At 63.6% G+C, this 14275-nt stretch carries 12 protein-coding genes; all 12 read left to right on the top strand.

Annotated features, from left to right (window positions below; all coding sequences use genetic code 11):
* Positions 1–4: 4 nt before the first annotated feature.
* The 12 genes from B8V81_RS05400 (at position 5) to B8V81_RS05345 (ending at position 14240) form a co-directional block, all read left to right on the top strand.
* Positions 5–205 (top strand): hypothetical protein, encoded by a 201-nt coding sequence (locus tag B8V81_RS05400; protein WP_028597550.1) that lies wholly within the window; start codon positions 5–7, stop codon positions 203–205.
* A 217-nt stretch (positions 206–422) separates the two neighbouring features.
* Entirely contained in the window at positions 423–1493 is a 1071-nt protein-coding gene (locus tag B8V81_RS05395; protein WP_028597551.1) for an AI-2E family transporter, read from the top strand.
* A 478-nt stretch (positions 1494–1971) separates the two neighbouring features.
* Positions 1972–4608, top strand: coding sequence for an alanine--tRNA ligase (alaS, locus tag B8V81_RS05390; protein ID WP_101807913.1), 2637 nt, complete (start codon positions 1972–1974; stop codon positions 4606–4608).
* Between the two features lie 61 nt (positions 4609–4669).
* Complete coding sequence (locus tag B8V81_RS05385) at positions 4670–4930, top strand: IreB family regulatory phosphoprotein (protein WP_028597553.1); 261 nt, start codon at positions 4670–4672, stop codon at positions 4928–4930.
* Positions 4931–4968: 38 nt separating this feature from the next.
* The gene (ruvX, locus tag B8V81_RS05380) at positions 4969–5373 is read left to right on the top strand and encodes a Holliday junction resolvase RuvX (RefSeq protein ID WP_043110901.1); all 405 of its coding nucleotides are present in this window, start codon (positions 4969–4971) and stop codon (positions 5371–5373) included.
* A gap of 9 nt (positions 5374–5382) precedes the next feature.
* Positions 5383–5691 carry a DUF1292 domain-containing protein gene (locus tag B8V81_RS05375; protein ID WP_028597555.1) on the top strand — a complete coding sequence of 103 codons (309 nt, stop codon included), beginning with the start codon at positions 5383–5385 and terminating at the stop codon, positions 5689–5691.
* Positions 5691–5993 carry a DUF1292 domain-containing protein gene (locus B8V81_RS05370; RefSeq protein ID WP_101807912.1) on the top strand — a complete coding sequence of 101 codons (303 nt, stop codon included), beginning with the start codon at positions 5691–5693 and terminating at the stop codon, positions 5991–5993. The genes B8V81_RS05375 and B8V81_RS05370 overlap by 1 nt, the downstream gene beginning before the upstream one ends.
* A gap of 107 nt (positions 5994–6100) precedes the next feature.
* Entirely contained in the window at positions 6101–7198 is a 1098-nt protein-coding gene (mltG, locus tag B8V81_RS05365; RefSeq protein ID WP_174817669.1) for an endolytic transglycosylase MltG, read from the top strand.
* A gap of 25 nt (positions 7199–7223) precedes the next feature.
* Positions 7224–8162: a peptidase U32 family protein gene (locus B8V81_RS05360; protein WP_101808234.1), complete on the top strand. Its 939-nt coding sequence runs from the start codon at positions 7224–7226 to the stop codon at positions 8160–8162.
* A 28-nt stretch (positions 8163–8190) separates the two neighbouring features.
* On the top strand, positions 8191–9444 hold the full coding sequence (locus B8V81_RS05355) for a peptidase U32 family protein (protein ID WP_174817668.1): 1254 nt from the start codon (positions 8191–8193) through the stop codon (positions 9442–9444).
* A gap of 263 nt (positions 9445–9707) precedes the next feature.
* Complete coding sequence (locus tag B8V81_RS05350; protein ID WP_028597560.1) at positions 9708–11870, top strand: methyl-accepting chemotaxis protein; 2163 nt, start codon at positions 9708–9710, stop codon at positions 11868–11870.
* A gap of 228 nt (positions 11871–12098) precedes the next feature.
* Entirely contained in the window at positions 12099–14240 is a 2142-nt protein-coding gene (locus B8V81_RS05345) for a methyl-accepting chemotaxis protein (RefSeq protein ID WP_028597561.1), read from the top strand.
* Positions 14241–14275 lie beyond the last annotated feature (35 nt).

The following is a 14275-nucleotide window of genomic DNA, read 5'->3' as shown; positions in this document are numbered from 1 at the left end:
GAGCATGAGATGTCCCAACTGCAATTCCCGAGATATCGGCAAGATCGGCTCGCATCAGTTTTACTGCTGGGGCTGCTATATCGAGCTGACGGTCAACGGCGATAAAATGTCGGTCTATCAGGTCGAGGAGGACGGAACGCTCAGCTCGCTGGACGATCTGTTCTTCGAGGACGACATCGCCTCGTCCGAGATCCACGCGAACTGAAGCAGGCCGACCGAGATATCGGGAGCTGCGCCCCTGACGGATTTCCGTCAGGGGTTTTTCCTGTCCGCCGAAGCGCGAAGCGCGGCAGCGGACAGGCAAGGTATGGGAGCGGCGGAAGCCGCATATACTTTAACGGACCTGCCGGGCAGACAGGCTCTCCAGCAAGCTTGGACGGTCCCGGCTTTCGGACAGCGGATGCGAGAGGGGAGGGGCTGGGATGGAAAAATGGACGCAGAACCGGATGCTGCTCGGGCTCGTCTACGCGATCCTCGGCCTGCTCGCCCTGTTCCTGCTGCTGCTGCTCAAGCCGCTGCTGCTGACGGTATACCGCTTCGCGAGCGCCGTGCTGACCCCGTTCCTGATCGCGATGGTCATCGCCTACGTGCTTCACCCGATCGTCAGCCTGCTCAGCGCCAGGCGGGTGCCGCGCTCGCTCGCCGTCCTGCTCATCTACGCCGTGTTCTGCTCGGCGCTCGCCGTCATCCTCATGAACCTGATCCCGATGGTGACCGAGCAGGTGCAGGAGCTCGGGGAGCATGCGCCGGAGCTGACGATGCGGGCGCAGAGCCTCGTGCGGGACTTCAACCATACGTCGTTCCTGCCGGAGAGCTTCCGCGAGGCGATGATCCGCGCGCTCGCCGGGCTGGAGAAGCGGCTCGCGGAATCGACGACCGACTTCATCAACAACATCGGCTCCATGCTCGGCGCCGTGTTCCTGTTCTTCATCATTCCGTTCCTCGTGTTCTATATCCTCAAGGACTTCGAGGTGATGGAGCGCGCGGTCATCGCCTGCGTGCCCAAGTCGCATCGCAAGCCGGTCGTCCGCATGCTCAAGGACATCGACGAAGCGCTCGGCAGCTACATCCGCGGGCAGTTCCTCGTCTGCGTCATCATCGGCCTGCTCGCTTACGCCGGCTATGCCATCATCGGGCTGCCCTACGCGCTGCTGCTCGCCTCGATCGTCGCGGTGACCAACGTCATTCCGTATCTCGGACCGTTCATCGGAGCGGCGCCCGCGCTGCTCGTCGCCTCGACGGTTTCGTTCAAAATGATGCTGCTTGTCGCCGTCGTCAATACGGCGTGCCAGATCCTGGAAGGGAACGTCATCTCGCCTCAGGTCGTCGGGCGCACGCTGCATATCCATCCGCTCATGATCATCTTCGCGCTGCTCGTCGGCGGCCAGCTGGCCGGCATTCCCGGCATGATCCTCGCCGTGCCCGTATTCGCGGCGCTCAAGGTGATCCTGCAGCATGTGTTCGCGTATTACGTGCGGCGGCGGACCGTGTAGGGCGTTTTTGCAACCTCGCCAAGGCTCCTATAGCCGGCAGAGCAACCAAACCGCTTCCAGCCGCGTCCGTCCGCCCATACAAATTGACAATCCTGCCGCTCTATCCTATAATCGGCGGTATATGGCCGCAATACGTCCCGCTGAGGCGAGGCCGCATAGACACAGCGTTGATGGGATGCCAAGTAGGGCGCAGCCCGGCAATCAGAGAACGGATTCCTTTCGGATGGAGCGCCGAGCGCCCGCCGGACGGCTGCGAGAATCCGCCTGCCGAAGAGCGTGCCGAAGCTGATCTCGGAGCGTGGATCAACTCCACCGGCCGCCGGAGCCGTTATCTGCCGGATCGAGGAGATCGCTGCCCGTCCGCACATCGCGGAGCCGGAGCGATAACCAGGGTGGTACCGCGAGTTCAATCGTCCCTGTCGGCAGACAGGGGCGTTTTTTGTTTTCACATTCCGCGATAGGAAAGGTTGGATTTGTCATGAAAGCAGCAGAAATCCGCGCCAAATGGCTGAAATTCTTCGAAAGCAAAGGACATAAGGTCGAGCCGAGCGCCTCGCTCGTGCCGCATAACGATCCGTCCCTGCTCTGGATCAACGCCGGCATCGCGCCGCTCAAGCCGTACCTCGACGGCCGCGAGATTCCGGACAATCCGCGCATCACCAACGCGCAGAAGTGCATCCGCACGAACGACATCGAGAACGTCGGCAAGACGCGCCGCCACCAGACGTTCTTCGAGATGCTCGGCAACTTCTCCATCGGCGACTACTTCAAGGACGAGGTCATCGTCTGGGCGTGGGAGTTCCTCACGTCGAAGGACTACATCGGCTTCGATCCGGAGCGCCTGAGCGTGACCGTGCATCCGGACGACGAGGACGCGTACCGGCTCTGGAACGAGACGGTCGGCCTGCCGGCGGAGCGCATCGTCAAGCTGGACGGCAACTTCTGGGAGATCGGCGAAGGCCCTTGCGGCCCGTGCACCGAGATCTTCTACGACCGCGGCGAGCAGTACGGCAACGATCCGTCCGATCCGGAGCTGTATCCGGGCGGCGAGAACGAGCGCTACCTCGAGGTGTGGAACCTCGTCTTCACGCAGTACAACCTCAACAAGGACGGCAGCTACACGCCGCTGCCGAACAAGAACATCGATACCGGCGCCGGCCTCGAGCGCTTTGCCTCGATCCTGCAGGACGTCGACTCCAACTTCGACACCGACCTGTTCCTGCCGATCATCGAGAAAACCTGCGAGATCGCGGGCGTCAAGTACAAGGACAGCGTGGAGAAGGACATCGCGCTCAAGGTCATCGCCGACCACGCGCGCACGGTCGTGTTCGCCGCCGGCGACGGCGTGCTGCCGTCGAACGAGGGCCGCGGCTATGTCATCCGCCGCCTGCTGCGCCGCGCCGTCCGCTACGGCAAGACGCTCGGCGTCGACCGCCCGTTCCTGTACCGCCTGACCGAGACGATCGGGGACATTATGGGCGTCTACTACCCGGAGGTCGTCGAGAAGCGCGAGTTCATCGAGAAGGTCATCCGCGGCGAGGAGGAGCAGTTCCACCGCACGCTCGAAGGCGGCCTCGGCCTGCTGGAGCAGCTGGCCCGCGCGGCCAAGGCGGACGGCCGCACGGAGATCGGCGGCGAGGACGCGTTCAAGCTGTACGATACGTTCGGCTTCCCGTTCGACTTGACGGAGGACTACGCCAGCGAGAACGGCCTCGGCGTCGACCGCGGCGGCTTTGACCAGGCGATGGAGGCGCAGCGCAGCCGCGCCCGCGCGGCGCGCCAGGAGACGGGCGGCATGAGCGTGCAGGGCGGCGCCCTGTCGGAGTTCACGGAGCCGAGCGAGTTCATCGGCTACTCCCGCCTCGTCGGCGACGCCGTCGTCACCGGCATCGTCCTGGACGGCGAGCTTGTCGACATCGCCGGCGAAGGCAGCCGCGTGCTCGTGCTGCTCGACCGCACGCCGTTTTATGCCGAGAGCGGCGGCCAGGTCGGCGACAAGGGCCTCCTGCAAGCGCCGGGCCTGAAGCTGCAGGTCGAGGACGTCACCAAGGCGCCGCACGGCCAGCCGGTCCATCATGCGCTCGTCGTCGAAGGCGCGCTGCGCAAGGGCGGCCAGGTGGCGGCCGAGGTATCCTCCTCCTCGCGCGGCGACACGGTCAAAAACCATACCGCGACGCATCTGCTGCACAAGGCGCTCAAGGAGACGCTCGGCGGACATGTCAACCAGGCCGGCTCCCTCGTCGAGCCGGACCGGCTGCGCTTCGACTTCTCCCATATCGGCTCGATCTCGGCCGCGGAGCTGGCGGAAATCGAGCGCCGCGTCAACGAGCAGATCTGGGCCGGCACGCCGGTCGTGATCGAGAGCAAGCCGATCGCCGAGGCGAAGGCGATGGGCGCGATGGCGCTGTTCGGCGAGAAGTACGGCGACGTCGTGCGCGTCGTGCAGGTCGGCGACTACAGCATCGAGCTGTGCGGCGGCTGCCATGTCGAGAACACGTCGCAGATCGGACTGTTCAAAATCGTCGGCGAAACCGGCATCGGCTCGGGCGTGCGCCGTATCGAGGCCGTAACCGGCCGCAGCGCCTACGCGTATCTCGAAGGCCGGCTCGAGCTGCTGGAGCAGGCGGCGAGCCTGCTGAAGGCTGGCGCGGCCGACGTGCCGCGCCGCCTGGAAGCTCTGCTCGGCCAGGTGAAGGAGCTGCAGCGCGACAACGAATCGCTGCAAGGCAAGCTGTCGCGCATCGAGGCGGGCCAGCTGGAGAGCGGCGTCAAGAATGCGGGCGACGTCTCCGTGCTGGCGGCGCAGGTGAGCGCGCCGACGATGGACGCGCTGCGCGGCATCGCCGACGAGCTGCGGCTCAAGCTGCCGGCGGCGGTCATCGCGCTCGGAGCTCCGGCGGACGGCAAGGTCAACCTTGTCGTATCGGTGCCCCAGGAGCTCGTCAAGAAGGGCTTCCACGCCGGCAAGATCATCAAGGAAGCGGCAGCCGCTTGCGGCGGCGGAGGCGGCGGCCGTCCGGACATGGCCCAGGCGGGCGGCAAGGATCCGTCGAAGCTCGGCGAAGCGCTGCGCCTTGTCGAAGAACTGGTTCTCGCCCAGGCAAATGTGATATAGTGAAGATGTATCTTTAATCGCGCCCTTACGATCCGGGCCAGAGGAAAGCGAGGTGCTGGCGGTGAGCTCCATGGACAAGACAATGAAGTTCGACGTGGTTGCAGACGGTCCTGAGGCTTCCTCCAAGGAGATCCTGCTGACGGTGTATGACGCGCTGGTCGACAAGGACTACAATCCGATCAACCAGATCGTCGGGTATCTGCTATCCGGAGATCCCGCCTACATCCCGAGGCATAACAACGCACGAAGCCTGATCCGCAAGAAGGAACGAGACGAGCTGATCGAGGAGCTGGTCCGCTCGTATCTGGCCGCTCACCGCTGATCGGGCCCGCGACAGGAGAATGCAGACTGACTAGACTTATGGGCTTGGACTACGGCGACCGCCGCATCGGCGTTGCCCTCAGCGACCCGATGGGCTGGACCGCCCAAGGGCTCGAGGTGCTGCAGCGCAAGGGCGGCGGCGAGCTGCAGCGAATCGCGCAGCTTGCCGCGGAGCACGAGGTGTCCGAGATCATCGTCGGGCTTCCTAAAAATATGAACGGCACGATCGGTCCGCGTGGCGAAATTTGCATCGCATTTGCCGAGGAATTGAGGCAAGCAGTCCACTTACCTGTACACCTATGGGACGAACGACTGACGACGGTATCCGCGCAGAGGACGCTGCTCGAAGCGGATGTCAGCCGCAACAAACGCAAGCAGGTCGTCGACAAGATCGCGGCCGCGCTGATTTTGCAGAATTATCTCGACTCTAAGATGAAAAGGTGAGGGTAAACGATGGCAAAGGACGACATGCAGTTTGAAGAGCCGGAAATCATCTACATTCCGGACGAGGAAGGCAACGAGGAAGAGTTCGAGGTCATCATGAAATTCGAAGTCGACGGCTCGGACCAGAAATACATGATGGTCGTTCCGCTCAGCGCGGAGGAAGGCGAGGACGAAGAGGAAGACGAAGTCTACGCGTTCCGCTACGAGGAGGACGGCGACGACCTCAAGCTGTACACGATCGAGGACGAGGAAGAGTGGAGCATGGTCGAGGAGACGTTCAACACGCTTCTCGGCGAGCTGGAGGACGGACAAGGCTGATGAGCGCAGGACTTCCGCAGCGCGTGTCGCTGCTCAAGCAGGCTTTTGGCCGCGAAGTGCTCCTCGTCGACGAGGACGGGGCTGAGATCGCTTTTGTCATCCTCGCCGAGTTCGAGCTGGACGGCTCGCATTACGCGGCGCTCCAGTCTCCGGCCGGACGCAAGGAAGGCGAGGTCGAGATGTTCCGGGTCGCCGCGCATGGCGGCGAGCCGCAGCTCGAGACGATCGAGGACGACGAGGAATGGGAGCTTGCCGCCGAGGCTTACGACGTTTTGCTTTTCGAAGAATCGGGCAAGGAATAGCAGGCGGGTTGGGGCGGGCAATTGCCGCCCCTTTTCTACTGCCCGGGCGCGCCGCGAGGGCGGGCTGCGGAATTCAGGTACAGTCGGAAGCGGGGGACAGAAGCCAGATGCGAAGGAACGATCGAGTCGAAGGGGACGCGCAGCAGCCTGCAGGACCTTCGAGAAGCCGGATTACGGTATGGGTATTGTTGACGCTCGTCACGTTGCTGCTGCTTACGGCAGCGGGGCTGGGCGGCTATATATGGAACGGCCTGAGGCCGGCGGAGGCGGGCGAGGCCAGGCAGGTCGCCATCGAGCGGGGCATGTCCCCGAACCGGATCGCCGACCGGCTGGAGCAGGAGGGCATCATTCGCGATGCGTTCATTTTCAAGTATTACCTGAAATTCCGGGAGCAGGGCGGCGCGTTCAAGGCCGGCACCTACGAGCTGTCCCCGGGCATGGAGCATGACGCCATCATCCGCAAGCTGAACGAAGGCGATACGGTCAAGGAGGAGACGATCCGCTTCACGATTCCCGAAGGCTTCACGCTGCTGCAGATCGCGGACAAGCTGGCGGCGGAGGGCTTCATCGACAAGACCCGCTTCCTTGCCCTTGCGGACGAGAAGAGGGACTGGGAGGCGGAGGCGGTCAAGTCGATTCCGGACGACGCCAGGCTGCGCCACCGGCTGGAGGGCTATCTGTTCCCCGAGACGTACGAGCTCAAGAAAGGCAGCACCGAGGAGGACATCCTGCAGCGGATGCTCGCCGAGACCGACCGCAAGCTGGCCGAGCTGGGCGAGATCGACGAGCCGCTGGCAGAACGCGGGCTGACGCTGCATGAGCTCATGACCGTCGCCTCCCTCGTCGAGCGCGAGGTCGTCGTCGACCAGGAGCGCGCGGCCGTGGCCGGCGTCATCTACAATCGGCTCGCCAAGCCGATGCGGCTGCAGATCGACGCCACCGTCCAGTATCTGCTCGACAAGCCCAAGGAGCGGCTGTTCGAGAAGGATCTGGAGGTCGAGAGCCCGTACAACACCTATCGCAGCGACGGGTTGCCGCCGGGGCCGATCAGCAGTCCGAGCCTGAAGTCGATCGAGGCGGCGCTGCAGCCGGAGAAAAACGACTTCTACTACTATGTGACGAAAAAAGACGGCTCGAGCGAGCATCTGTTTGCCGTCACCTATGACCAGCATCTGAAAAACATCCGCGAAAGCGGCAAGCAATAGAAGCAGGAGCAAGGAGGAATCAATGGTGGCGACAAAACCGGAATTGCTGGCGACGGCCGCTTCCCTGGAGGAGCTCCGCCTGCTGGCGGACGCCGGCGCGGACGCCTTCGTCATCGGGGAATCCCGATTCGGAGCCAGGCTGCCGGGAGAATTCGGGCTGGAGCAGATCGGCGAGGCCGTGCGGATCGCTCGCGGCTCGGAGCGCCGTCCGCGCATCTACGCGGCGGTCAACAACCTGATGGACAACCGCACGGTGGGCGAGCTGCCCGCTTATCTGGGCCGGCTCGCGGAGATCGGCGTCGACGCGATCGTTTTCGGCGACCCGTCGGTGCTGATGGCAGCGCGCGAGGCGGCGCCGCAGCTGCGGCTGCACTGGAACGCCGAGATGACGTCGACCAGCTACGCGCAGGCCGACTATTGGGGCAAGCGGGGGGCGTCGCGCATCGTGCTCGCCCGCGAGCTGAACATGGAGCAGATCGTCGAGGTCAAGCAGCGCACGTCGCTGGAGGTCCAGGTTCAGGTTCACGGCATGACCAACATCTACCACTCCAAGCGCTCGCTCGTGGACAGCTACCTCGGCCATCTGGGCAAGGCTCCGGAGCAGGTGGACAGCGCGCTCGGGCAAGGCCTCTTCCTGATGGAAGCCGACCGCCGCGACGAGCGCTATCCGATCTACCAGGACGCGTACGGGACGTACATGATGAGCTCGGACGACATCTGCATGATCGAGAACCTGCATGAGCTGCTGGAGGCCGGCATCGACAGCCTGCGCGTCGAAGGCCTCATGAAGACGCCGGCGTACAACGAGACGGTCGTGCGGGCCTATCGCGCCGCGATCGACGCTTATGCCGCCGATCCGGCAGGCTACCGCTTCGACCCGTCCTGGCTCGCCGCGATCCGCCGCGTGCAGGATCCGTCCCGCGAGCTGAGCTACGGATTTTTCTATAAGGAGCAGGTCTATTGACGGCCGAGCTTCAGGAGGTGAACGAACGATGGGCATGACGATGAACAAGCCCCGCTATCAGGGGAAACGATACCGGCTCGACCGGCCGGAGCTGCTTGCGCCCGCAGGCAATCTGGAAAAGCTGAAATTCGCCGTCCATTACGGCGCGGACGCCGTCTACATCGGCGGACAGAAGTACGGCCTGCGCTCCGGCGCCGACAACTTCAGCTTCGAGGAGATGCGGGAAGGCGTCGAATTCGCCGCCCGTTACGGCGCCAAGGTGTTCGTCGCGACGAACATCTACGCCCACAACGAGGACATCGACGGCCTGGAGGCTTATTTGCGCAAGCTGGAGGAGGTCGGCATCGCGGCGATCATCGCCGCCGATCCGGCGATCGTCGAGACGGCGCAGCGGGTCGCTCCGGGCCTCGAGGTGCATCTGAGCACCCAGCAGTCCGTGCTGAACTGGCGGACGGTGCAGTTCTGGAAGGAGGAAGGGCTGCCGCGCGTCGTGCTGGCGCGCGAGACGAGCCTGGAGGAGATCGCCGAGATCAAGTCCCATGTGGACATCGAGATCGAGGCGTTCATCCACGGCGCGATGTGCTCCTCCTTCTCCGGCCGCTGCGTGCTGTCCAACCACTTCACCGACCGCGACTCCAACCGCGGCGGCTGCTGCCAGTCCTGCCGCTGGAAGTACGACCTGTACGTCGACGGCGACACGATCGCCGAGGGCGAGGAGCAGATGTTCACGATGGGCTCCAAGGATCTGTGCATGATCCGCCACATCCCGGAGCTGATCGACGTCGGCGTGGACAGCTTCAAGATCGAGGGCCGGATGAAGAGCCTGCATTACGTCGCGACGATCGTCAATGCGTACCGCCAGGCGATCGACGCCTACTTCGCCGACCCGGACGGCTACGAGCTGCGGCCGGAATGGCTCGAAGAGGTCCACAAGGCGGCCAACCGTCCGCTCAATACCGGCTTCTTCTTCGATACGCCTGGCACCGAGGACCACATCTACGAGCCGGAGGAAAAAGCCGCGCCGTACGATTTCGCCGGCGTCGTGCTGGAGTATGACGAGCAGACGGGACTTGCCGTCGTCCAGCAGCGCAACCACTTCAAGCCGGGCCAGGAGATCGAGTTCTTCGGCCCGGGCGGCACGTTTTTCAAGCAGACGGTCGACGAGCTGCGCGACCGCGAAGGCAATCGGCTCGACGCGGCGCGCCATCCGCTGCAGGAGATCGTGCTGCGCGTCGCCGAGCCGGTGCGCCCGATGGACATGATGCGCAAGCGCATCCGCTGATCGCCGAAGCGAGACAGTCCGGACCTTTACACAGGTCCGGGCTTTTTTTTGCGCGATTGAATACGGTTACATGAATTTCGATTGATTTCTTTATTGCCTTATCTCGTTAACGAGTGAAAGAAAATATCGCAATCACTGGATAATGGAATTAAAATCCAAAATAATTCATGAATATAAAGCTGACATAGGCATAAAGGACCATCTCGGACGATCCGATACAAGGGAATACAAGGATACTAGCAAACGGATGGAGTGTGGCTGTCATGCGGAATGGATGGAAGAGCCGATGGGAGCGGGCGAGGAGCAAAATCAAGCCGGACGATGGACGCGAGCAGATCGGGGAGGCCGAGCGGCATCAGGCCGTCGCGGGCCGTCCCCCGTCCGTTTCCCCGCCCAGGCGGACGCTGTCGATCGGATTGAAGCTGTTCCTGACGGTATTCGCCAGCATCCTCATCTGCGTGCTTGCGATGGGGCAGCTGTCCTACAGCATCTCCAAGTCGATCATCGAGCAGCAGGCGACGGACTCGTCCAGCCGGACCTTGAAGCAGCTGGCCGAGAAGCTGGAGCTCGTCTTCGGCAAGTTCAACGACATCGCCGTGCAGTTCGTCTCGGACACGACGCTGCAGAACATGATCGGCAGCACGCTTTACGCGAGCAGCGAGACGGCGCTCGCGAACGCGCAGCGGGAGCTGAACAACAAGATCCAGAGCATGGTCATCGGAATGTCCGGCGTCGAGAATCTGAACCTCATCCCGCTGCGGGAAAGCCTCGGCAGCAAGGTGCTCGGAACGGGCAGCCTCGACAAAGCCAAGCTGGAGCAGCTGGACTGGTACCAGGCGGCCGTGAAGACCGAGAACAAGTCGATCTGGATTCCGACGCAGACCGCCGGCTTCCAGGACGGCGGAAAGCCGACGATCGGCCTGGCGCGCGCGCTGCGGGAGCCGGGCGGCACGGACGCGGTCTACCTGCTGCTCGTCGAAATTCAGGATTCGGCGCTGCAAGATCAGCTCAAGGGCGCCGAGCTGGGAGAAGGCAGCGGCATCTCGATCGTCGACGAGACGGACCGGGTGCTGCTGGACAGCTCCGGACGGGAAGCGATCGGCAAGCAAGCGCGCGTGAAGGTGGCGGCGGAGGCGGCAGCCCGTCCGAGCGGCTCGCTGGTCAAGGAAGAGGAAGGCGGAAAGGCGCTGGCGATCTACGACCGGCTTCCTTCCAACGGCTGGGTCCTGACCGGCGTCGTTCCGGTCGGCCTGCTCGTGCAGGAAGCGGACGCGATCTACCGGATGACGTTCCTCGTCTCCGCGGCGGCGGCCTTGCTGGCCGCGCTCATCGGGCTGTTCGTCATGCGCCTGGTCGGCCGCCCGCTGCAGCGGCTGCGGAGCTTGATGCAGAGGGGCCGCGAAGGCGATCTGACGGTACGGGCGCAGCCGCGCAGCACCGACGTGATCGGCCAGACGGAGACGAGCTTCAACGATATGATGGCGCAGATTACGGAGCTGGTCCAGCAGGCGCGAAGCGGCTCGGTGCAAGTGCTGAGCACGGCGGGCGAGCTTGGAGGGGCCTCGCGGCGGACGGCCGAGGCGGCGCGAGAGATCGCGACCGCATCGGAGGAGATTGCCGGCGGAGCGACCAGCCTGGCGGCCGACGCCGAGCGCGGAAGCGATCTGACGGCCGACATGAGCCTTGGGATGGAGCAGCTGCGGCGGAGCAACAGCCAGATGGGCGAGACGGCCGCTCTGGTGGAGGCTTCCAGCCGCCGCGGGACCGAATGCATGACGCAGCTCGTCGAGAAGACGGCGCTTACGGAATCGGCGACAAGCTCGCTGGCGGCGCAGGTCGAATCGCTGCAGGAGAGCACCCGCTCCATCCGCCAGATCATGGACGTGCTCGGAGGCGTCGCCAAGCAGACGAACATCCTCTCGCTCAACGCCTCCATCGAGGCGGCCCGCGCGGGAGCGGCCGGCAAAGGCTTCATGGTCGTGGCGGCGGAGATCCGGCAGCTGGCGGAGCAGAGCCGGCAGTCGATCGCGCTGGTCGAGACGATTACCGGACGGATCCAGCAGCAGATGGCCCAGACGGCCGCTTCGATCGGCGAGGCGAAGCCGATGTTCCAGGAACAGATTCAATCGGTCAAAGAGACGAGCCAGATTTTTCTGGAGGTGCAGGGCCGGATGGGCGAGTTCACGGAGTCGCTCGACCGCGTAAGCGAGTCGGTCCGCCTGCTGGACGACGTCCACGCCCAGCTGAGCGAAGCGATGAGCAGCGTAAGCGCCGTCTCGCAGCAGGCATCGGCTACATCCGAGGAGGTGGCCTCGCTTACCCAGGAGCAGCAGGGCGTGAGCCAAGGCCTGGTCGAGCTGTCCGCGCGGCTCGAAGGCGTCTCGCAGTCGCTGCAGGCCGCGCTGGAGCGTTTCCGCACCGAATGATTCGATCCCGCAAGCCCGAGTTGACGAAGCGTCCCGCCGGCCCATGCAGCCGACGGGACGCTTTTTTCGTTCGGCCCGCTCGGAGGAGGCAGAGGCTTCTCGATCGACCGGATCGAGGCTTGTCAAGAGCCGGCAGCCTTGTTTATTTTTAAGATGGATTAAACTTCGTCCACGCAGACTCCGATATGGATAGGGAAAGCTTTCATGAATAGAGGATGGTGTATACAGATGCAGAATCCATTCCAACGCCGTATGCGCAAGTCGGGCGGCGGAACAAGCACGGAGCCTTCCCTGTCGGACAAGCCCACCGGCGCCAAGGCAGATGCGCGGGCCCGGCTCCGCAATCCGCTACATCTTTTAAGCGTGAGGCTGTTCCTGATCGTTTTCGTCAGCATCGTCGCCTGCGTCGCCGTCGTCGGCACGCTCAGCTTCCAGATTTCCAAGGGCGTCATCGAAAAGAAGGTGACCGCCGCTTCCAATGAGACGATCGATCAGATCCGCGGCAAGCTGGATCTGATTCTGGGCAACTACGAGAACTTCTCGATCCAGTTCATTACGGACAAGTCGCTGCAGGACAACATCCGGGAGCTCGGGAGCAGCGCTTCCGACGAATACGCGATTTTCGAGAATCAGCGCGCTTTGTCGACCAAGCTGAGCGCGATGGCGATGTCCAACGCGGAAGTCATGAACGTCAACTATATTCCGCTGCAAGAGAAATACGGAACGAACGTGCTCGGCACGGGCAATCTGAAGTACGAAACGGTCAAGGACGCGCCTTGGCTCAAGCAGGCGGTCGAGCTGGGAGGCAAGTCGATCTGGATCCCGATCCAGGAAAAGGGCTTCCAGGGCAACGACCAGAGGTCGTTCGGCCTGGCCCGGACGATCCGGGATACGTCGGGCAGCTACGCGTACGCGCTGCTGATCGAGCTCAAGGCCTCGCTGCTCGAGCAGCAGCTGCAGAACGTCAAGATCGGAGAAGGCAGCCGCATCCGGATTCTCGATGGCGACAATACGATCCTGATCGACAATATCGAGTCCGGCCTCGCCGGGGAGAAGTCCGTCATCGACTTCGCCGGCAGCGGCGCGTCAGCCGATAGCGGCAGCTTCATCACGGAAAGCAACGTCGGACAGGTGCTGGCCGTCTACCAGACGCTGGAGACGGTCGGCTGGAAGGTGCTCGGCATGATTCCGACGTCGGAGCTGGTGCGCGATGCCAAAGAAATCGAGAGAATGACCTGGCTGATCGCCGCGGCTGCCGCCCTGATCGCGATCCTTGTCGGCGTCTATGTCGTCGCGAGCGTCGGCAGGCCGCTGCAGAAGCTGCGCAATCTGATGGGGGAGGCCAAGGACGGCAATCTCGCCGTCCGCTCCGACATCCGCTCGCAGAACGAGATCGGCCAGCTGTCGGAGAGCTTCAATGACATGATGGGCCAAATAACGGCTCTCGTCGGCCAGACGAGGGACAACGCCCAGCATGTCCTGCATACCGCCTCCGAGGTCGGAGAAGCCTCCCGCAGGACGGCAGGAGCGGCGCGGGAGATCGCGGTCGCGACGGAGGAGATCGCGGGCGGAGCGACCAGCCTCGCGATGGAAGCCGAGCGAGGCAGCGATCTTGCCGGCGGCATGGATCAGAACATGCGCCAAGTGAAGGCGATGAGCGACGAGATGCGGCTGTCGGCCGAGCAGGTCGACCAGGCGAGCCGGCAGGGCACGGAGCATATGGCTGCGATGATCCAGAAGACGGGAGAGACCGAGCAGATGGTCCGCGACATGACCGAAAAAGTCGGCCGCCTCCAGGAAAGCACCAGCTCGATCCGCAAGATTCTGGAAATGCTCGGCGGCGTCGCCAAGCAGACGAACATCCTCTCGCTCAACGCGTCGATCGAAGCCGCCCGGGCCGGCGAGGCCGGCAAAGGCTTCATGGTCGTCGCTGGAGAGATCCGCCAGCTGGCGGAGCAGTCCCGCCAGTCGATCGGCATGGTGGAAAGCATCACGACGACGATCCAGACGGAGATCGAGGAGACCGTCGAGGCGCTCGGCAAGGCGCAGCCGGTATTCCAAGAGCAGATCGGCTCCGTCAAGGAAGCGAACGGCATTTTCCATGAGGTCCAGGCTCGCATGAATTCGCTTGCGTCGACGCTGGAGAACGTGGCCGAATCGATCCGTCTGCTCGATGAGTCGCAGCAGCAGATCGGCTCCGCGATGGGCAGCGTCAGCGCCGTAGCGGAGCAGTCGTCCGCCACCTCCCAGGAGGTCGCATCGCTCAGCAGCGAGCAGCTCGGCGTGAGCGACAGCCTCGTCGGACTCGCCGCCCAGCTCGAGCAGGTCTCGCAGTCGCTCCAGCGATCGCTCGACCGCTTCAAGGCATGACTTCTGACTCCTTCCTGCTTCGACCCAGCCCCGCC

It is taken from the genome of Paenibacillus pasadenensis, assembly GCF_002864175.1.
GTDB classification, from domain to species: Bacteria; Bacillota; Bacilli; order Paenibacillales; family Paenibacillaceae; genus Paenibacillus_O; species Paenibacillus_O pasadenensis.
The sequence above is the reverse complement of the archived record's forward strand: the minus strand, read 5'-3'. Positions and strand labels throughout refer to the sequence as shown.

Bases quoted from the DNA above. Each gene is read 5' to 3' on its own strand.
- B8V81_RS05375 (WP_028597555.1), top strand. From the start codon at position 5,383: ATGGCAAAGGACGACATGCAGTTTGAAGAGCCGGAAATCATCTACATT.
- B8V81_RS05395 (WP_028597551.1), top strand. From the start codon at position 423: ATGGAAAAATGGACGCAGAACCGGATGCTGCTCGGGCTCGTCTACGCG.
- B8V81_RS05345 (WP_028597561.1), top strand. From the start codon at position 12,099: ATGCAGAATCCATTCCAACGCCGTATGCGCAAGTCGGGCGGCGGAACA.
- ruvX (WP_043110901.1), top strand. From the start codon at position 4,969: ATGGGCTTGGACTACGGCGACCGCCGCATCGGCGTTGCCCTCAGCGAC.
- alaS (WP_101807913.1), top strand. From the start codon at position 1,972: ATGAAAGCAGCAGAAATCCGCGCCAAATGGCTGAAATTCTTCGAAAGC.
- B8V81_RS05355 (WP_174817668.1), top strand. From the start codon at position 8,191: ATGGGCATGACGATGAACAAGCCCCGCTATCAGGGGAAACGATACCGG.
- B8V81_RS05350 (WP_028597560.1), top strand. From the start codon at position 9,708: ATGCGGAATGGATGGAAGAGCCGATGGGAGCGGGCGAGGAGCAAAATC.
- B8V81_RS05400 (WP_028597550.1), top strand. From the start codon at position 5: ATGAGATGTCCCAACTGCAATTCCCGAGATATCGGCAAGATCGGCTCG.
- mltG (WP_174817669.1), top strand. From the start codon at position 6,101: ATGCGAAGGAACGATCGAGTCGAAGGGGACGCGCAGCAGCCTGCAGGA.
- B8V81_RS05370 (WP_101807912.1), top strand. From the start codon at position 5,691: ATGAGCGCAGGACTTCCGCAGCGCGTGTCGCTGCTCAAGCAGGCTTTT.